Below are 19,504 nucleotides of genomic sequence, written 5' to 3' on the forward strand. Positions count from 1 at the left end.
TATGGCGCAGCGCGAACAACACGAACGAGTCAAAAAGATGGACCGCTGGGCGGGCAAACTGCTCGGTCATAAGGCAGTGGTGATGGCGATACTGGTCGTCATTGCGATGGCGAGTGGGCTGGCGATGGCGAACCTTGGCGGCGGTGCCGGCGGTGTGTCGTTTGAGCGCACTGATGGTTCGGGCACGTTAGTGGAGCCGGGATCCGGCGATGCTTCGAGCGGAAAGACATCCGAAGGCTCTTCGCCTAAGGCGTCTGCCGCGGCAGAGGTCTATGTCGATGTTGATGGCGCCGTGGTGTCACCCGGTGTATATCGCCTCAAAGACGGGGCGCGGGTGGCTCAGGCGATTGATGCCGCCGGCGGGCTGGCGCCCGAAGCAGACGTTACGGGGCTTAATCGTGCATCCAAGGTCACTGATGGACAAAAAATTCACGTTCCAACGGTAGGGGAGCAGCAGGCGTCCATTGCGGAAGCCGGTGTTGATGGTGGGACTTCCGCATCGTCGGGCGTTAGTGGCGCAACAGGCCTAGTAAACATCAATACGGCAAGCGCAGAAGAGCTGCAGACGCTTTCGGGCATCGGCCCCTCCATGGCCCAGTCGATTATCGATGAGCGGACAAAGAACGGTGCTTTCGCCTCGGTTGACGATCTGATGCGTGTGTCGGGAATCGGCGAGAAGAAGCTTGCCAAAATCAAAGATTGCATCTGCGTATGAGCGCGACCGAGCGCGAGCACGTGATGCCTCCGCGACCCCTGATTCCGTGGACGATGGCCCTGTGTGCCGGCATGTGCGTGAGCTGCGCCTTGGTGCTCAGCATAGTCGCTGATGCGCTGCTGAGGGAGCGGGCGACGGCGGTCGGGCCGCTATGGGCCATTCCCGTTGCGGCAGCGGTTTTCGTTGTGCTGGCTCACTCTTGTGCGCGGCTTGCCCCTTTGAAGCGGTGGCTGTATGCCGCGTCCGCCGGTCTCGTGGCGGGAGCGGTCGTCTCGGCGTGGTGGGCTGTGGGTGTGCTCAGCGCCTCGAAGGCGCTCGACGGTCGAGCGGCAAGCGGCCTCGAGTTTGTCGTGCAGGGTGATCCATCCATAAACGACGACGTGTATTCCTATACCTGCGAGGCACGCGCGGACGGTAAGAACTTGGCAACGGTTCGCCTATCGTGTGATCGTGAGCTCAAGGTCGGGGCGCACGTGCGTGTTATCGGTCGCGTTTCACGTTTTGAGAACGATGCGTATGGACGATCGCGCGCGCTCCGAGGCGAGGTGCGCAAGGTTAAAGCCGTTCGGATTTTGTCCGTCGATGAGGGCTCTCCGGGGCCGCTGCTTCGGCTGCGAAATGGGCTGCTTGTGTCCATTGCGCCTGCGACCGAACCGGCGCGTGCGCTCATAGCCGGTGTCGTCTGCGGTCGTTCGGCCGAGCTGCGCGCCCAGCCGGCGGGCGACTGGTTTTCGGTGACGGGAACGGCGCATCTTATCGCCGTCTCGGGCAGCCATTTGGCTATCGTGGGGTTTTTAATCGAGGGTTTATTGCAAAAGACTCGGTGCTCACGTGGTCTTCAGCGGGCGATACTGGCGATAACGCTTGTGGGCTACGCTACCTTTACGGGCGCGTCTCCCTCGGCCGTGCGCGCGTGCTGCATGGTGTTCGCGACGCTTGTCGTAAACGGCGCGGGGCGTCGCCGGCACGGTGCATCGGCACTCTTCGTAACCATGTCCATCTTTGTTCTACTGCGGCCGACGGTGCTGTTCGAGATGGGCTTTCAGCTTTCATGTGCCAGCGTCTTTGCCATCCTGTGCTTTTGCCCCTATGCGACCTACGCTTTGGGTGAGCTGGGTGTGCCATCGGGCATTGCCAGCATGCTTTCCGTCACGCTGTGCTCGCAGTTGGCGACGCTCCCCATTACCATTCCTGCCTTCGGTACGTTCTCGCTCATTGCTCCGCTGGCAAATGCGGTCATCGGTCCGGTGGTGAGCGTACTGCTTGCTGTGTCGATCGTGCTGGTTCCCTTTTCGCTCGTGGCACCGTTGCGGACTTGGGTGCTCGCTGTGCCCATGATTGCCGCCCGTTGCGCGCTATTCTTCGAGCAGCTGTTTGCCGCCGTGCCGGGTGCATCCGTGAGTGTGCCGCCCGATAGCATGTGGATTTACCTAGCGCCGTGTTTGCTGGCGGCTCTGCTGGTCAGGTGGCCGCGTCCCCGTGCACGTCCTATGGCGGTGGGGCTTGCATGTCTGGTGCTCTTGGCTGCGATTCCGTACGTCTACTGGGATCGATTCGCTCCGCCTTCGGTGACGGTGCTCGATGTGGGCCAGGCCGATGCGATTCTTATCCGCCAGGGCGGCGCAGTAGCGCTCGTCGACTGCGGGCTCGACGAGCGCGTGGTGGCGGCTTTGGTTCGCAATAACGTGCACCATATCGATGCCGTCTTTGTGACGCATTGGGATGAGGATCACTGGGGTGGTCTTCCCGATGTGCTCGAACAGTTTTCGGTTGGAACGATTGCCGTTGCGGCGGATGCGCTGGAGGATGCTCCTGCCGAGGTATTGAACCGACCTGGCGTGGAGTATCGGCAGGTGCGCCGTGGGGATACGGTCGATATCGGCTCATTTTGCGCCCGCGTGATGTGGCCATTCGAGTCCGTGGATGGCGAGGGAAATGAGGATTCGCTTGTCCTGCTGCTCTCTTATGTTCAGAAAGGCAAGGGCCTGCGTCTGCTCCTCACCGGTGATGCCGAGCTCGACCAAGAACGGGAATTCGTGCAGGAGGTGGGGGATATCGATGTCCTTAAACTTGGGCATCACGGCTCTAAGGTTTCAGTCGACGGTGAGTTACTGGACGTCCTGAAGCCCGAGCTTTCCCTCGCGAGCGCGGGCGAGGGGAATCGATACGGCCATCCGTCCGATGCCTGCATCGATGCCGTTAAGGAAGCGGGCGGCGTGTTCGCGTGCACTATCGAACACGGCGACATTACCGTCACGCCGACTGCGAATGGCTTTGCGATGCGATGCCAGCGATCGTGACGACCGTCGTTGGCGTGTGGTGGGCCCCTGGGCTAGAATGGCACGGAGCGAATACGAAGGCCTGCGGGAGGGGAGCGCAATGTCCGAAACCGGTCTGCTGCCGGCATATCTGATCGTCGGTACCGACGGCGTCAAGCGCGATCACGCCGTCTCGCGTATGAAAGCGCGTCTGGAAAAGTCGGGTATGGTCGAGTTCAACCTCGACGAGCGCGACATGACCAAGGATCCCGATATCGAGTCCATTATCGGATCGCTTAACACCTTTCCGATGGGCAGCGAGTTTCGCCTGGTAATCCTTGACGGCTGTTCAAAGCTCGCCAAGGCGGTCTCGGTGCCGCTCGTTGAGTATCTGGCAAGTCCCAGCCCCACAACGGTCTGTCTCATCATCGCCGACTCGCTTGCCAAGAACACGCGCCTGTATAAAGCGATCGCCAAGATCGACAAGAAGGCGGTGATCGATTGCTCCGGCACCAAGCGCTGGGAGCTACCGCGCCGTGTGCAGCAGATGGCGACGCAGCACGGCAAGTCGATCTCGACGGCGGCCGCCGAGGAACTCGTCTCGCGTTCGGGTGAAAACACTCGCATGCTCGATAACGACTTGGCTAAGCTTGCCCAGATGGTCGAGGCGCCCCAGATTGAGCTTGCCGACGTTGAGCGCTGGATTGTACGTACGGCCGAGGTTCAACCCTGGGACTTTCTCAATGCGGTCTCGGCCCGTGACATGCGACGCTCGCTCGAGCTCTTCAATCTACTGCCCGCCAAGAGCTACGTGTGGACTTACACATTGCTGTGCGGCCGCATCCGCGAGCTTATCGTTGCCAAGGCGCTCGATGCGCGCGGACAGGGTCGTGAGCTGGCCGCAACACTTAAGCTCCAGTCCTGGCAGGTCAAGAATCACCTGACCTGGGCACGTCGCTTTTCGATGGCAGAGCTCGTTGCCGCGCTCGAGAGCGCGGTCGATGTGGAGCTCGCGCTGAAGGGTTCGGCCGATTCTCAGACCGCGCTTTTGCTCTGGATTACGAACATCTTGAGAAAATCGTGATGATACCTGCCTATTTGACAAATTCGTTCTATCCCTTTGAGGGGGAGCGTGCTATAGTAGGCGCTTGCATGACCTCACCGTGTCTCAGAGGTGTCATACATTTTTTGCAAGGAACTCGAAAGGAACTCCAGAAGTGGCAAACATCAAGTCTCAGAAGAAGCGTATCCGCACCAATGAGGCAGCTCGCATGCGTAACAAGGCTGTCAAGTCCGAGCTCAAGACGCTGACCAAGCACGTCCAGTCCGCCGTCGCCGAGGGCGACGTCGAGAAGGCCCAGGCTGCCCTCAAGACCGTCACCAAGCGTCTCGACATGGCTGCCGCCAAGCATGTTATCCACAAGAACCAGGCTTCCAACCGCAAGTCCGGTCTTGCCAAGCTCGTGAACGGCATCAACGCCTAAGTTGTAAATTTCACACCACACAGATTACGCGCATAAATGGAGCCTGTTTTATGGAACAGGCTCCATTTTTTGTACCGCTCGGGTAAGATAGTCCGCATGAATACTTCAATTGACATTTCCCACATCCGCAACTTCTCAATCGTTGCGCACATCGACCATGGCAAGTCCACGATCAGCGATCGCATCCTCGAGCTCACCCATACCGTCGACGAACGCGACATGGAGTCGCAGCTGCTCGACACCATGGATATCGAGCGCGAGCGCGGCATCACGATCAAGTCCAATGCCGTTCGCGTGTCCTATGACGCCGACGATGGCGAGACGTATCAGTTCAATCTGATCGATACGCCGGGCCACGTTGACTTTACCTATGAGGTCTCGCGCTCGCTGGCAGCCTGTGAGGGCGCGGTGCTCGTTGTCGACGCCACGCAGGGCGTCGAGGCGCAGACTGTCTCCAACGCGACGCTCGCCATGAACGCCAATCTGGACATTGTGCCGGCCATCAACAAGATCGACCTGCCCTCTGCCCATCCCGATGAGGTTAAGACCGAGATCGAGGATGACCTGGCGATTCCCGCCGATGATGCCGTGTGTGTCTCGGGCAAGACCGGCGAGGGCATCCATGATCTGCTGGAGTCCATTGTCTTTTTGATCTCTCCGCCCAAGGGCGATGCGAACGCGCCGCTCAAGGCACTCATTCTGGATTCGTACTTCGACGAGTATCGTGGCGTCGTCGCCACGGTGCGCGTCTTTGACGGTTCCATCAAAAAGGGCGATACCCTGCGCATGATGCAGGCAGAGGGCGACTTTTTGGTCGACGGCGTGGGTGTCAAGCGTCCTGCCGAGACCCCGGTTGACGCGCTGACGGTTGGCGAGGTCGGCTATGTGGTCACGGGCCTGAAGGACCCCGAGGCCGTTCGCGTGGGCGACACCCTTACCTGGGCGTCGAACCCCTGCCCCGAGCCGCTTCCGGGTTACCGCGAGGCCAAGCCCATGGTCTATACGGGCCTGTTCCCAATCGATAACAAGGACTACGAGAACCTGCGTGACGCGCTCGATAAGCTGCACGTTAACGACCCATCGTTGGTGTGGGAGCCCGAGACCTCGGTGGCGCTCGGCTTTGGCTTCCGCGTGGGCTTCTTGGGCCTGCTACACATGGAAGTCGTCAAGGAACGCCTGGAGCGCGAATTCAACCTGGACCTCATTGCCACGAGCCCCTCGGTCGACTATCACGTCTACAAGACCGACGGCGAGATGATCGATGTCCGCAGTCCGCAGGACCTTCCCGAGGCCACCCGCATCGATCGTATTGAGGAACCCTACCTCAAGGCAAAGATCATCTGCCCGCCTGAGTACACGGGTGCCGTCATGCAGCTCGCCATTGAGCACCGCGGCGTCACGACCGACATGATCCACCTGACGAGCAAATCGGTCGAGATGCGCTTTGATATGCCGCTCGCCGAGCTCATCTTGGACTTCTTCGATCAGCTCAAGAGCCGCACCAAGGGTTACGCCTCGCTCGACTATGAGTTCAACGAATATCGCCCCTCTGAGCTCGTCAAGCTCGACATCCTGCTTTCGGGCGACGAGGTGGACGCGCTTTCGTTTATCGTCCATAAGGACAAGGCATATGGCCTGGCCCGTGGCCTGTGCGACAAGCTCAAGGAGATCATCCCGCGTCAGCTGTTCGAGGTGCCCATCCAGGGTGCTATCGGCAACAAGATCATCGCCCGTTCCACCGTCAAGGCCCGTCGCAAGGACGTTCTTGCTAAGTGCTACGGCGGCGATATCTCGCGTAAGCGCAAGCTGCTCGAGAAGCAGAAAGAGGGCAAGAAGCGTATGAAGGCCATCGGATCGGTCGAGGTCCCGCAGGAGGCCTTTATGGCGATCCTCAAGGTGGACGAGTAGGTCTATGGCTCTTTCCGAATATAGTCTGCGGCTGCTGGGCGCCTATGCCGAGCAGCCGTTCCTTATGGCTCCCATGGCGGGCGTGACCGACCCTGCCTATCGCATCATGTGTCGCCGCCGCGGTGCCAACCTTGCCTACAGCGAGATGGTGAGCGTGGCAGGCCTTGCCTATGCCAGTAATAAGACGTGGCGCCTGGTGCTACCGGCCGACGAGGAGCAGCAGATTTGCGTGCAGCTCTTTGGCTCCAAGCCCGATCAGTTTGCGAGCGCCGTCGCCGCCGTCGAGGAGCGCGTTGGCGATCGCCTGTCGCTCATCGATATCAATATGGCATGTCCCGCCCGCAAGGTCGTTACCAAGGGCGAGGGCTCGGCGCTCATGCGCACGCCCGACCTGGCCGAGAAGATCGTCGAGGCCACGGTTGGCGCGGCGCACGTGCCCGTGACCGTCAAGATTCGCAAGGGCTTTTATGCCGAGGACCGCAATGCCGCGACATTTGCCCAGATGCTTGAGAGTGCAGGGGCTGCCGCAGTCGCCGTGCATGGTCGTTGCGCCACGCAGCTCTACACGGGCCAGGCCGATTGGTCGGTCGTCGATGAGGTCGCAGATGCCGTTGAGATTCCCGTGATCGGTTCGGGTGATGTGTTCACCGCCGAGGATGCCGCGGTGCATCTGCGAAACTCGGGTGCCAGCGCGGTGTTTATCGCGCGCGGCATCTACGGGAACCCGTGGGTGTTTGGCGATGCTCGCGCTCTTGCGCTCGATGGCACACCGGTGCCGGCGCGCAGCTCTGTCGAGCGCCTGGACGCCCTGCGTGAGCACCTAACGCTGACGCATGAGCTCCTGCCGCTCATGTCGCGTGCCCGTACGTACGCAAGCTGGTACTTAAAAGGCATGCCCCATGCCGCCGCTTGGCGTGCCCATGTGGTGCGCTGCTCCACGTATGAGGAGTTTATGGCGCTGGTCGATGATATCGAGCGCGACGTGGTGCTCTGTGAGGCTGCCCTTGCCGCCGGCGAATCGGTGCCCCCTCATCCGCTGGAGGCTTAAGGGTGGCCGTTACCGCGCTGTACGTGCACGTGCCGTTCTGTGCCCAAAAGTGCCGCTACTGCGACTTCGACTCGCGCAGCTTTGCTTCGTGTGATTTGGATGCCGCGCTCGATTCCTATTTTGAGCAGTTGTTCGCGCGTCTCGATGCTTTTGGCAAGGCTGGGGCCCTCGACCAGATCCGCACCGTCTATGTTGGCGGCGGCACGCCGTCGCTGGCGGGGGAGCGCCTGGTGGAGCTGGCGCGGCGTATTCGTGCGTGGTGCGCCCCCGTTGAGTTTACCTGCGAGGCCAATCCCGAGTCGCTGACCGCCGAGCTTGCTACTGCGCTTGCCAAGGTTGGTGTCACACGCGTTTCTCTGGGCGTGCAAACGCTCGATAACACCGAACTTACCGCCATCGGCCGCATTCACGATGCCGATCGGGCGCTCGCCGCCATCGCGACGGTCAAGGACGCTGGGCTTGACGTGTCGTGCGACCTTATGTGCGGACTTCCCGGGCAGACCGCAGCGAGTTGGAAGCGTACGCTCGAGGGCGTGCTGGCGGCGGTTCCGCATCATGTGTCGGTTTACCCGCTCACGCTCGAGGTGGGGACGCCCCTCTATCGCATGGCGTGCCGTGACGAGTCGCTCGAGCCCGACGAGGATTTTCAGGCCGCCTGCATGGACGTGGCGCGCGAGCTCCTGGGTGCCGCCGGCTATCACCCGTATGAGGTGGCGAGCTACGCGCTCGACGGCCATGAATGCGCCCATAACATTGCCTACTGGACCGGACGGGGCTACCTGGGCCTGGGCCGTTCTGCCGCCGGTATGCTTGATACTGGGGATTTCGACCGTCTTGCAGGTTTGTTCCCCGGCGTGTCTGCTCGAGGCGACGCGTACCGTGTGCGTTTGGTTCAGCGCGACGATGACGCGACGTCGTTTGAGGCCGAATACCTGTCGCAGCGAGAGGCTGCGGCCGAAGACCTGATGCTCGCTTGTCGCATGACGCGCGGTATTGCGTCCGACCTGTTGGTTCGCGCGGCTCGTGTCATCCCGGCCGATGAGCTGACAGCCGCTTGTGATCGCGCGCTCGAATTGGGTCTTGCCACTTGGGTGCCCGAGACGCTCGGGGTCCATGAGGGACCCTTTACTTCGGCAGATGTCGTCGCGGGCCATGTTCGAGCTCGTTTAGCACCGACACACTTGGGCTGGCTCGATGGAAATGTTCTGTTCGAGCTGTTTTGGGATCTAGCTTAGGCCGCTCGGGTAGAATTACCGGAATATATACGCTGCTGTGAGCAGGAGGTTGCCGCGCATGGCGACGATGAACGAAAAAGATTACTACGAGATTCTAGGTGTCTCCAAGGACGCCACCTCGCGTGATATTCAAAAGGCCTTCCAGCAAAAGGCCCGTAAGCTCCATCCGGACGTCAACAAAGAGCCGGATGCCGAGGAAAAGTTTAAAGAGGTTTCCGAGGCCTACGCCGTGCTTTCGGATGAGCAAAAACGTGCGCGCTACGATGCCATGCGTTCTGGCAATCCCTTTGCCGGTGCCCCTACGGCTTCGCCCTATGGTGGCGGCTATGCCGGCAACACGGGCTATGGCAATCCCTTTGAGGGCGGCTTTCCTTTTGGCGGTGCCTGGGGCCAGCAGCGTCGCGGCCAGGCTGCCTACAATCCCGAGAACGGCGCCAACGTGGTCGTCGATATCAAACTGGACGCCAAGGAGGCCAAGGACGGTGCCCGCAAGACCGTCCGCTATACGCGCTTCGATACCTGTGGTCACTGCGGCGGCTCGGGTTCTGTCTCCTCCGAGCATGCCCATACCTGCCCGAGCTGCGGTGGCCGCGGGCACATCGACGTCGACTTGTCCTTCCTGTTTGGTGCGGGCACGTTCCAGTCGGTCTGCCCCGAGTGCGGCGGTTCCGGTAAGGTCGTGGCCGACCCCTGCCCCGATTGCGGTGGCAGCGGTCGTACTCGCGTAACCTCCGAGCAGACGATTGAGTTTCCTGCCGGCACGCACGATGGCGACGAGGTCCGCATTAGCGGCATGGGTCACGCCGGCACTAACGGTGCCGCTGGCGGTGATCTAGTCGGCCGTGCCCATGTCGAGTCCGAGCGCTTGGAAGGCAAAGCTCGTACCGGTTTTTACCTGATGGGCATCGTGGCGCCGTTTTTGGTACTCTCGGCCATCTCGGGCGTGTTCTCGGCCTTTGCCGTGATGTGCTTTATTCCGTTTACCATGGGCCTGTTCATGGTGCTTTCGGACGGCGTGCTTCATCGCAGCCTGCTGTGGTGGAAGCGCGGTGCGATGCAGTTTGCCAACGGTTTTGCCAATGGCTTCATGTTCGCGCTCGTGTCGGTTTGGTTCGCGAGCTGCTCGCAACGGGCCATGCTTTCGCCTTACGGAATGCAATAACATCAAACCCTCTGTTTGCGGTTGGCCCAGCTTGGGTATAGGACGCACTGTGACAATAATGAAAGTCGGAAGGATTCGGTCGTGTCGGAAAATAGGGATTACTACGAGGTACTTGGCGTCGACAAGGATGCCGACGCGCGGACGATTAAGCGCGCGTTTCTAAAGAAGGCCCGTACCGTACACCCGGACGTTTCGGACGACCCCGAGGCCGAGGCCAAGTTCAAGGAGCTCAACGAGGCCTATTCCGTTCTTTCCGATGAGCAGAAGCGTGCTAACTACGACCGTTACGGCACTGCCGACGGCCCTGGTGGTTCGGGCTACGTCGATATCAACGATATCTTTGGTGGTATGGGCATGGACGACTTGTTCTCGTCGTTTTTTGGCGGCGGTGCCGGCGGTGGCGCCCGCAGCCGTCGCGAGCGTCGTCGCGGTCGTGACATGGCCATCTCGCTTTCGGTGACGCTCGAGGAGGCGGCGCTCGGCTGCAAAAAGACAATCAGCTATGACCGCCTTGCTCCTTGCGAGGACTGCAATGGCACCGGTAGGGCAGAGGGCGCACAGGAAAAGCAGTGCGGCCGCTGCCACGGCACGGGCTATGTCACGACGGTTCAGCGATCGTTTTTGGGCCAGGTTCAGTCTTCCTCGCCTTGCCCCGACTGCCACGGCGAGGGCACGGTTATCGACCATCCCTGCGAGACCTGTGGCGGTCAGGGCCGCACGCCTTCGCACGAAAAGATCGACATCGATATTCCCGCCGGTGTTTTGACCGGTCGCCAGCTGCGCGTGAGTGGTTTTGGCGAGGCCGGCCTTCGCGGCGAGCCTTCGGGTGACCTGATTGTCAACGTGCGCGTTGCCGACCATGAGCGCTTTAAGCGCAACGGTGACGACCTGTACTTGGTGAGCGATATCTCGATTGCGCAGGCTGCGCTCGGCTGCGAGATCGAGGTCGAGGGCATTATGCCCGCCGAGGTCGTTAAGGTGACGGTTCCCGCCGGCGCCCAGTACGGCGACACCGTGAGCGTCAATAATTACGGCATGCCGCGCATTGGCGGTGGCGGTTCGCGTGGCCGCCTGATCGTGCAACTGCGCGTGGTCGTTCCCACCAATCTTTCCAATAAGCAACGCGAGCTGCTCCGTGCTTTTGCCGATGAGATGGGCGATGACGTCGCTTCCGGTAAGAAGTCGGTGACCGACCGTATCAAGAGTGCCCTCGACGATATCCTCGATTAAGGAGCCCGCGTGCTCGCACCCCATATTTCCGTCGTCAACCTCGGCTGCCGTGTCAACCGGGTTGAGTCTGACCGTATCACTGCCGATCTTATGCGCCTGGGCTTTGCTATGGTGGAGCCCCAGGATGCCGATCTGATCGTCATTAACACCTGTGCCGTTACGGGCGAGGCCGAGGCCAAGACACGTAAGGCCGTCCGTCATGCGCTGGCCCATCCAAACGAGCCTTATGTGCTCGTGACCGGTTGCGTGGTCAATTTGCATCCCGAGGAGCTGTTGGAGCTTTCGGATCGCGTGATCGCCGAGCCGTCCAAGATCGATGTCGCCGAACGTGTCTGCGAGGTGCTGGGCGTTGAGTCCGATAGCGTTCCCGCCTGCAGCGATGACGAGGTGGTCGATGCGCTCGGTCGCTCTCGCCTGGGCGTGAAGATCCAGGACGGCTGCAACCATCGCTGCACCTATTGCATTGTGTGGAAGGCGCGCGGCCCCGAGCGCTCCGTGCCCGTCGAGTCCGTGCTTGAGCGAGTTCGCGAGGCCCAGGAGGCCGGCGTGCCCGAGGTGGTGCTGACCGGTGTGAACCTGGGTGCCTACGATGGCAAGAGCGCGACCGACGAGCATGTCGAAATCGATGAGCTGCTCGAGGCCATCATGGAGCGCACGACTATTGCGCATGTGCGCATTTCCTCGGTCGAACCCATGGATATCTCTGAGCGCCTGCTTAAGGTTATGGCGCGCTATCCGCAGCGTATCGCCCCGTTTTTGCACCTGCCCGTGCAGTCCGGCTGTACGGCGACGCTGCATCGCATGGGTCGTCCCTATAGTGCGGAGGCCTTTGAGGACACGGTGCGTATGATTCGCGCCAACTTGCCCCAGGCGTCTCTTTCGTGCGATGTCATCGTCGGTTTTCCTGGTGAGACGGACGAGGAGTTCGAGGAGTCGCTGGCGCTGTGCCGCCGTGTGGGTTTCTCGCGTATGCACGTGTTCCGCTATAGCAAGCGTCCCGGTACCCTTGCTGCCGACATGCCCGACCAGGTGCCGCCCGAGGTTATGGCCGAGCGCAGCCGTCGTATGCGAGACACGGCGCAGGAGCTCGCTATTGCCGATGCTCGTCGTCGCGTGGGCACTGTCGAGCGTGCCGTGCTCGAGTATGGTGACAGCCTGACGCTCGGTTCGTTCCATCATGCCCGTCTTGACGATACCTGTGGACTTACAGCCCCGTGCCTGCTCGATGTTGCTATCATCGGAGTCGATGATTCCGGCTTGGTCCATGCGCGCAGGGAGGTCCATGGAAGCCTCGAAGATTAGACTTACCGTTCCCGAGGGAATTGATCCCTCGTGCGTTTTGGGCGCCGGCGACGGCGTCCTTCGTGCACTCGAGAGCTTGGTTCGCGCCCATGTGGTCGCCCGTGGCGATAGCATCGCCGTGAGCGGTGACCCGGACGAGGTCGAGCTCGTGGCTCGCTTTTTCGAACATGCTTTTCGCGAGGCGGCGGCCGGTCGTACCCTGTCTGCCGACGATGTCTCTCGCTGCATGGCCGTCTTGCGCGACGGTGAGCACGAGGCTACGTCGCTTCGCGATGACGTGCTGCTTTCGTATCGCGGCCGCGTCATTCGCCCCAAGACGCTCGGGCAAAAGCGCTATGTGGATGCCATCCGCTCGCATACCATCACGTTTGGCCTGGGTCCAGCCGGTACCGGTAAGACTTATCTGGCCATGGCGCTCGCCGTTGCCGCGCTCAAGCGCCACGAGGTGGGCCGTTTGATCTTGACGCGTCCGGTTGTCGAAGCAGGGGAGAACCTGGGCTTTTTGCCCGGCACCCTCGAGGAAAAGATCGATCCGTACATGCGTCCGCTCTACGACGCCCTTTTTGACATGATGGATCGCGAGCGCACCGATGAGCTTATGGAGCGCGGCGTGATCGAGATCGCCCCGCTTGCCTATATGCGCGGTCGTACGCTGAGCGATGCCTTCGTGGTGCTCGACGAAGCGCAAAATACCACGCCCGAGCAGATGAAGATGTTCCTGACACGACTTGGATTCAACTCCAAGTTCGTGATTACCGGCGACCTCAGCCAGCGCGACCTGGTGGGTCGTCGTGGCGGCTTGGCGGATGTCGAGAAGATTTTGGGCCGTGTCGACGATGTGGCATTTTCTCACCTCGAGCGTGCCGACGTGGTGCGTCATGCCCTGGTGGGTCGTATCGTCGAGGCATATGATGCTTATGATGACGTGCGTGAGCAGCGCTCGCGCGACCGAAAGGAGTCCCGTTGAGTGTATTGATCAGCAACGATGCCGAGCTCGATACGCTGCTCGACGCGCAAGAGGTGGAGCACATCTGCGAGGTCGTGCTTGCCGCCGAGGGCGTTGAGCGTGAAGTTGAGATTTCCCTTTCGTATGTCGACGAGGACGAGATGCACGAGCTCAACCACGAGTGGCGCGGTATCGACCGCACCACCGATGTGCTCTCGTTTGAGTGCGATTCGGCCTTTGACGATGACATTCCCGCCGATGAGACGCTCGAGCTCGGCGATATTATCTTGGCCCCGCAGGTTATTGCCCGTCAGGCCCCCGGTTTTGGCAATAGTCCCGCTGATGAGTGCCGTCTGATGCTCGTACACGGAATGCTGCACCTGCTGGGCTATGACCACATCGAGGACGACGAGGCCGAGGTCATGGAGGCCCGCGAGGACGCCATCCTGCGCGATCTGGCGCTCGAGCGCGGCGAGGACCCCAAGCTAGTCCACGTCGGCCCCATCACCAACCATGCCCACGACTAGGAGCCGTCTATGATTCCCGGATCGAACAAGGACCATCCGTCCTTTTTAAAGTCGTTTTCTTACGCCATGGAGGGCTTCGTCACCGCCGTCAAGACCGAGCGCAACATTAAGGTCATGCTCGTGGCGGGCGTGTGCACCGTCATTGCCGGCTGCATCGTGGGGCTCGACATTGCCGAGTGGGCCACGATTATCATCTGTTGTGGCCTGGTGATTCACGGCGAGCTGTGCAACACCGCTATGGAGGCTATCGTCGACCTAGCGACCCAGGAGCTCCATCCGCTGGCCAAGCGTGCGAAGGACATCGCCGCCGCCTCTGTATACGTTCTTTCCATCACCGCCGCGATTGTGGGCGTGCTGGTATTTGCCCACGCGCTCGGCTTTATTTAGAAAGGGATTCCCATGTCCGACAATATGCAGTCTACCGATGAGATTTTGGACGACGAGTCCCTGGATGCTAAGGCGACCGAGGATTGCGATGAGGTCGAGGAGTTCGACCCGTTTGAGGGCATGAGCGACGAGGAGCTCGACGCCCTGTGCGACGAGGACGACAGCCTCGCGGGCTTTGGCGACGTTGAGCCCGGTTTCCGCAGTGGCTTCGTGGCCTTGGTCGGCCGCCCCAACGCCGGTAAGTCAACGCTGCTCAACGCCTGCTATGGCAAAAAGGTCGCCATCACCTCGCCGGTGGCCCAGACGACCCGCCGTCGCATGCGCGCCGTCGTCAACCGCCCCGGCTACCAGCTGGTCTTTGTCGATACCCCGGGTATCCACAAGCCCAAGGACGGTCTAGGGTCCGAGCTCAACAAGAGCGCGCTGTTCGAGCTGAACGATGTCGATGTTGTCGCGTTTTTGATTGATGCCACTAAACCGATCGGCAGGGGAGACGCTTGGGTTGCCGAGCGTGTCAAGAATGCCCGTTCCAAGAAGGTCCTGGTGCTCACCAAGGCCGATGAAGCCGACCCCGCACAGGTCATGGAGCAGCTTAAGGCCGCCCACGAGCTTATGGAATATGACGACGAGATCGTGACGTCGTCGGTCAAGAACTTTAACGTCGATGCCTTCATCGAGACCGTTGCGCACTTTTTGCCCGAGGGTCCGCGTTGGTTCCCCGAGGACATGGGTACCGACGCTTCCGATGAGACGCTCGTTGCCGAGTTTGTGCGCGAGAAGGTCTTGCGCCGCACCCGTGATGAGATCCCGCACTCCGTGGGCGTGATTTGCGATGCGCTTAAGCAGACCAAGAAGGTGCTGCGCGTGCACGCCACCATTTACGTCGAGCGCGAGGGCCAAAAGGGCATCATCATCGGCAAGGGCGGCGAGATGATCAAACATATCGGCATCGACGCCCGTCGCGACCTTGAGCGCATCTTTGGCACCCAGGTCTTTTTGGAGCTGGACGTGAAGGTCAAGGCCGGCTGGCGTGACGACGAGGCCCAGATTCGCCGCTTTGGCTATAACGCCGAGGATTAGGGACACGCGGCGCGAATGGCAGGTTCTCGTACATATCGCACGAAAGTGCTCGTGCTCGATAAGACGAAGCTCAAAGAGACGGACCTGATCCTGACGATGCTTGACGAGCGGGGTCGGCAGGTTCGTGCCGTGGCAAAGGGCGCCCGCAAACCCGGCGGACGCCTGGCTGCGCGCTGCGAGATGTTCTGTACCGTTGATCTGCTGCTTGCGCATGGACGGTCGCTCGACGTGGTTTCCCAGGCCGAGCTTATGGAGGCGCCGCTCGGCGCTGCTCCCGATTACGAGATGACATGCGCCGCAAGCGCGATCGCCGAGGTCGCGCGCGTGTGCTCGTTCGAGGACGCCGAGGACCCGTTTACCTTTGCCATAACGCAGCGAGCGCTTGCCCTGGTGGGCAGCGGGCTCGACGCGGCGCATATGGATCTACTTGTGGCGGCATATGTCTTTAAGCTGCTGTCGCACGTTGGCTATCGACCCGATTTTTCGGCCTGCGTGCTGTGCGGAGACCCCATGCTGTCGTATTTTTCGCCCCAGGCGGGCGGTCTCATGTGCGGGTCGTGCGCGTCGAGCGTTCCGGGTGCTGAGCTGGTGTCGACCGGTGAGGTCGCGTGGCTGCGCGCCCTCATGTCCATGACCTTCGATGTGCTTATGACCGAGAGGATCGACCCCCATACAGCAGTTTTTTTGCTCGGGCTTTCGCATGTGTGGGCGGCGACGCATACCGACCAGCGCCTCCGTGCGATGGAATTCATGTTGGGTCGGTGATGATGCGCATGGGCGGTCTGCTTGTGGTAACATACCGACCTGTTGGTACCTCGACCTTGGTTGCTCGCTCCACCGGCGGCTTCCCAGTCCGAGGCGAATCGAGTCGCCCGTGGGCGACGCAAAACGAAAGGTGAAACAATGACTGTTTCCAAAGAGCGCAAGGCGGAGCTGACTGCCCAGTTCGGTAACACCCCGGTCGATACCGGCAACCCCAAGGTTCAGGTCGCCATCCTGACCGAGCGCATCAAGGAGCTGACCGAGCACATGAAGTCCCACCAGAAGGACTTCCACACCCGTCGTGGCCTGCTCATGCTCGTCGGCCGTCGTCGTCGTCTTCTCTCCTACATCAAGAAGAACGACATCGTCGAGTATCGTGAGCTCATCAAGGCTCTGGGCATCCGCGACAACATCCAGTAGGATTTGTACATGCAAGGAGCGTCCTGCGCAGCGGGGCGCTCTTTTTGTGTAAGGGCGTGAACAATCACGCTCTGAAGCGTGGCGGGGGCAGGGGGCCCGCGTCACATGAGGAGCCTGCAGGCAAGGGGCCTGCGGGGTAAAGGAGAACAATGACACTCGTATCCAAGACCTTTGAGCTGTACGGCAAGACCTACACCTTTGAGTCGGGCGAGCTTGCCAAGCAGGCCACCGGCGCCTGCCTGGTCAAGCAGGGCGACACCACGATGCTCGACACCGTGGTTGTCTCCAAGGAGCGCAAGAACTACGACTTTTTCCCGCTGACCGTCGACTTCAACGAGAAGATGTACGCAGCCGGCCGCATCCCGGGTGGCTACCTCAAGCGTGAGGGCCGTCCCAGCGAGAAGGCCACGCTCACCGCGCGCATGATCGACCGTCCGATTCGCCCGAGCTTCCCGGACGGCTTCCGCAACGAGGTGCACATCGTCGCTACCTCGCTCGTCGCCGACCAGGTCAACCCCTTTGACGTCATCAACGTCATGGGTGCTTCCCTGGCCATGACGCTCGGCGGCGTGCCCTTCGAGGGCCCGCTTGCCTGCGTGCGCATCGGCCGCAACGTGGAGACCGGCGAGTTTATCGTTAACCCCACCTATGAGGAGCGCGAGAACTCCGATCTGGACCTGGAGCTGGGCGGCTCTGCCGACTTCATCTCGATGGTCGAGGCCGGCGCCGAGGAGATCTCCGAGGACGACATGCTCGCCGCCATGAAGTTTGGCCAGGAAGCCCTTGCCGCCTTCTGCCAGGCCCAGGACGAGTTCGTTGCCGAGTGGGAGCAGGTCAATGGCGCCATCGTCAAGAAGGAGTACCCGCTCGACCAGCCCGTCGAGGAGGTCCAGGAGCGCATCTTCGCCCACTACGACGAGATGGCCGCCGCCCTTCGCGACGCCGACAAGCTCTCCCGTATCGGTAAGGTCGAGGCTCTGAAGGAGTCCATCCGTGCCGAGTTCACCGAGGAGGAGCAGGCCGCTTGGGAGCGCGAGATCCCCGTGGCGCTCAAGAAGCTCGAGAAGAAGGCTATGCGTACCATGGTCGTCGAGACCGGCGAGCGCGTCGACGGCCGTGCCGCCGATGAGATTCGCCCCATCATGGTGAAGGATAACTACCTGCCGCTCGTTCACGGCTCCGGTCTGTTCCAGCGTGGCCAGACCCAGGTGCTTTCCGTCCTGTCGCTCGGTATGCTCAACGAGGGCCAGCGTCTGGATACCATCGAGCCCACCGAGGGCAAGCGCTATATGCACCACTACAACTTCCCGCCGTTCTGCACCGGCGAGACCGGTCGCATGGGCAGCCCCAAGCGCCGCGAGATCGGCCACGGCAACCTGGCCGAGCGCGCTCTGCTTCCGGTGCTTCCCGACGAGAACGAGTTCCCCTACGCCATCCGCGTGGTCTCCGAGGTCATGGAGTCCAACGGCTCCTCTTCGATGGCTTCGACCTGCGGCTCCACGCTCGCCCTTATGGACGGCGGCGTGCCCATTAAACGCCCGGTCTCCGGTATCGCCATGGGCCTGATCCAGGAGGAGGGCAAGACCGTGGTCCTGTCCGACATCCAGGGTCTCGAGGACTTCCTTGGCGACATGGACTTTAAGGTCACTGGCACCACCGAGGGCATTACCGCTCTGCAGATGGACAACAAGGCCACCGGCCTTACCTTCGACATCCTGGCCCGCGCCCTGCAGCAGGCCAAGGAGGGCCGCGCCTTCATCCTGCAGAAGATGCTCGATGTGATCCCCGAGCCGCGCCACACCACGCGCAGCACCGCTCCGCGTATCGTCTCCATCCAGGTTCCGACCGATAAGATCCGTGACGTCATCGGTTCCGGCGGCAAGGTCATCCGCGGCATCCAGGACGAGACCGGCGCCTCGGTCGACATCCAGGAGGACGGCACCGTCTTTGTCGGCGGCACCGGCGAGTCCGTCGATCAGGCTGTCGAGCGTATCAAGCTTATCATCAAGGTTCCCGAGCCGGGCGAGGAGTACACCGGTCGCGTGGTCTCCATCCAGCCCTTCGGCGCCTTCGTCAACCTGCTGCCTGGTAAGGACGGCCTGCTGCACATCTCCCGCGTCGCCAAGGGCCGCGTGGAGAAGGTCGAGGACGTCCTCAACGTCGGCGACGAGGTCAAGGTCGTCGTTATCGAGGTCGACGATCGCGGCAAGATCTCGCTCGATCGTCTTGACAAGCCTGAGGCTCCGGCTCGCGCCGAGGGTTCCTCCGAGGGCGACGGCGAGCACTTCCAGCGCCGTGAGCGTCCGCGTCGCGAGCGCTCCGAGCGCAGCGACCGTCCGCGCCGTCCCGGCGACAACGGAGGCCGCAAGCCCCGCCGTCACCACGACGCCGAGTAACAGCCGCACATAAGCAGCTCAACAAGGGCGACTCCGGACAGGGGTCGCCCTTTTGCTGTTCCCGGCGGGGGCCGCGGGTAAAGTTTCCTGCTCTACAGTCCTGCTCGCACGGAGAGCACATTAAGTGCTCTCCGGCTCGTGCGGAACTCGCGATAAACTTTACCCGCGGCCCCCGCCGGGAACAGCAAAAGGGCCGGTGGGTGATGCTTGCGATTTTGTCAGATGGTCTATTCAGTTTTCTTTTTTCCTGAATTGTCGATACTTTCTCTTCCGGTATATCCTCAGATAAAACCGCCCAAAATAGACTTGTCCCTTTTTGACAGGTCTGGGGCCATCGGGGGCCGGGGCGGGTTAAGTTTGTCGCGAGTTCCGCACGCAAAGGAAAGCACTTAATGTGCTTTCCGTCTTGCGCAGGACTGTAGAGCAGCAAACTTAACCCGCCCCGGCCCCCGATGGCTCCAGACCGGCGGGATAGACCGGTTCAGATGGGGCTTTGATGCATGGGTGGTCTGTTGTTGTGCAAATGGGTATCATACTGTGGTTATTGCATCGACTCTGCGATGCATGTTTGTACGTTCCCGGCGGTCGGTTTGCCAGAAGCGCCCCGTCGGTTGTTCCAGACCCGTTTCGAAGAAAGGAAACCA

The 19,504-nt window shown here is 61.2% G+C and carries 17 protein-coding genes; all 17 read left to right on the top strand.

Going from position 1 to position 19,504, the window contains the following annotated elements; all coding sequences use genetic code 11:
• The first annotated feature begins 1 nt into the window (after window position 1).
• The 17 genes from DXD39_RS03740 to DXD39_RS03820 all read left to right on the top strand — a co-directional run bounded on the left by DXD39_RS03740 (window position 2) and on the right by DXD39_RS03820 (window position 18,860).
• A complete protein-coding gene (locus tag DXD39_RS03740; protein ID WP_117564273.1) occupies window positions 2-715 on the top strand; it encodes a ComEA family DNA-binding protein in 714 nt (237 codons plus the stop codon).
• The gene (locus DXD39_RS03745) at window positions 712-3,015 is read left to right on the top strand and encodes a DNA internalization-related competence protein ComEC/Rec2 (RefSeq protein ID WP_117803158.1); all 2,304 of its coding nucleotides are present in this window, start codon (window positions 712-714) and stop codon (window positions 3,013-3,015) included. Before DXD39_RS03740 ends, DXD39_RS03745 begins: the two co-directional genes overlap by 4 nt.
• 79 nt (window positions 3,016-3,094) lie before the next feature.
• A complete protein-coding gene (gene holA / locus DXD39_RS03750; RefSeq protein ID WP_117803159.1) occupies window positions 3,095-4,057 on the top strand; it encodes a DNA polymerase III subunit delta in 963 nt (320 codons plus the stop codon).
• Between the two features lie 133 nt (window positions 4,058-4,190).
• A complete protein-coding gene (rpsT, locus tag DXD39_RS03755; RefSeq protein ID WP_117803160.1) occupies window positions 4,191-4,457 on the top strand; it encodes a 30S ribosomal protein S20 in 267 nt (88 codons plus the stop codon).
• A 96-nt stretch (window positions 4,458-4,553) separates the two neighbouring features.
• Window positions 4,554-6,365: a translation elongation factor 4 gene (gene lepA / locus DXD39_RS03760; protein WP_089573391.1), complete on the top strand. Its 1,812-nt coding sequence runs from the start codon at window positions 4,554-4,556 to the stop codon at window positions 6,363-6,365.
• Between the two features lie 4 nt (window positions 6,366-6,369).
• Window positions 6,370-7,413, top strand: coding sequence for a tRNA dihydrouridine synthase DusB (gene dusB, locus DXD39_RS03765; RefSeq protein WP_117803161.1), 1,044 nt, complete (start codon window positions 6,370-6,372; stop codon window positions 7,411-7,413).
• Window positions 7,414-7,415: 2 nt separating this feature from the next.
• Window positions 7,416-8,648, top strand: a complete 1,233-nt coding sequence (gene hemW, locus DXD39_RS03770; RefSeq protein WP_117776230.1) for a radical SAM family heme chaperone HemW — start codon at window positions 7,416-7,418, stop codon at window positions 8,646-8,648.
• Window positions 8,649-8,706: 58 nt separating this feature from the next.
• Window positions 8,707-9,810: a DnaJ domain-containing protein gene (locus tag DXD39_RS03775; protein ID WP_187362361.1), complete on the top strand. Its 1,104-nt coding sequence runs from the start codon at window positions 8,707-8,709 to the stop codon at window positions 9,808-9,810.
• Window positions 9,811-9,891: 81 nt separating this feature from the next.
• Complete coding sequence (dnaJ, locus tag DXD39_RS03780) at window positions 9,892-11,040, top strand: molecular chaperone DnaJ (RefSeq protein ID WP_117803162.1); 1,149 nt, start codon at window positions 9,892-9,894, stop codon at window positions 11,038-11,040.
• A 9-nt stretch (window positions 11,041-11,049) separates the two neighbouring features.
• Complete coding sequence (locus tag DXD39_RS03785) at window positions 11,050-12,342, top strand: MiaB/RimO family radical SAM methylthiotransferase (RefSeq protein ID WP_117803163.1); 1,293 nt, start codon at window positions 11,050-11,052, stop codon at window positions 12,340-12,342.
• Entirely contained in the window at window positions 12,323-13,309 is a 987-nt protein-coding gene (locus DXD39_RS03790; protein WP_117803164.1) for a PhoH family protein, read from the top strand. Before DXD39_RS03785 ends, DXD39_RS03790 begins: the two co-directional genes overlap by 20 nt.
• A complete protein-coding gene (gene ybeY, locus DXD39_RS03795; RefSeq protein ID WP_117654802.1) occupies window positions 13,306-13,815 on the top strand; it encodes an rRNA maturation RNase YbeY in 510 nt (169 codons plus the stop codon). Before DXD39_RS03790 ends, ybeY begins: the two co-directional genes overlap by 4 nt.
• Window positions 13,816-13,824: 9 nt before the next feature.
• Window positions 13,825-14,202, top strand: a complete 378-nt coding sequence (locus DXD39_RS03800; RefSeq protein ID WP_117639888.1) for a diacylglycerol kinase family protein — start codon at window positions 13,825-13,827, stop codon at window positions 14,200-14,202.
• 12 nt (window positions 14,203-14,214) lie between these two features.
• Window positions 14,215-15,282 carry a GTPase Era gene (gene era / locus DXD39_RS03805; RefSeq protein WP_199572074.1) on the top strand — a complete coding sequence of 356 codons (1,068 nt, stop codon included), beginning with the start codon at window positions 14,215-14,217 and terminating at the stop codon, window positions 15,280-15,282.
• A 15-nt stretch (window positions 15,283-15,297) separates the two neighbouring features.
• Window positions 15,298-16,047: a DNA repair protein RecO gene (recO, locus tag DXD39_RS03810; RefSeq protein ID WP_117803165.1), complete on the top strand. Its 750-nt coding sequence runs from the start codon at window positions 15,298-15,300 to the stop codon at window positions 16,045-16,047.
• 138 nt (window positions 16,048-16,185) lie between these two features.
• On the top strand, window positions 16,186-16,464 hold the full coding sequence (gene rpsO / locus DXD39_RS03815; protein ID WP_099431792.1) for a 30S ribosomal protein S15: 279 nt from the start codon (window positions 16,186-16,188) through the stop codon (window positions 16,462-16,464).
• A 149-nt stretch (window positions 16,465-16,613) separates the two neighbouring features.
• Window positions 16,614-18,860, top strand: coding sequence for a polyribonucleotide nucleotidyltransferase (locus DXD39_RS03820; RefSeq protein WP_089573382.1), 2,247 nt, complete (start codon window positions 16,614-16,616; stop codon window positions 18,858-18,860).
• The last annotated feature ends 644 nt before the right edge of the window (window positions 18,861-19,504 follow it).

This window comes from Collinsella sp. TM04-29 (assembly GCF_003466565.1).
Classification (GTDB): Bacteria; Actinomycetota; Coriobacteriia; order Coriobacteriales; family Coriobacteriaceae; genus Collinsella.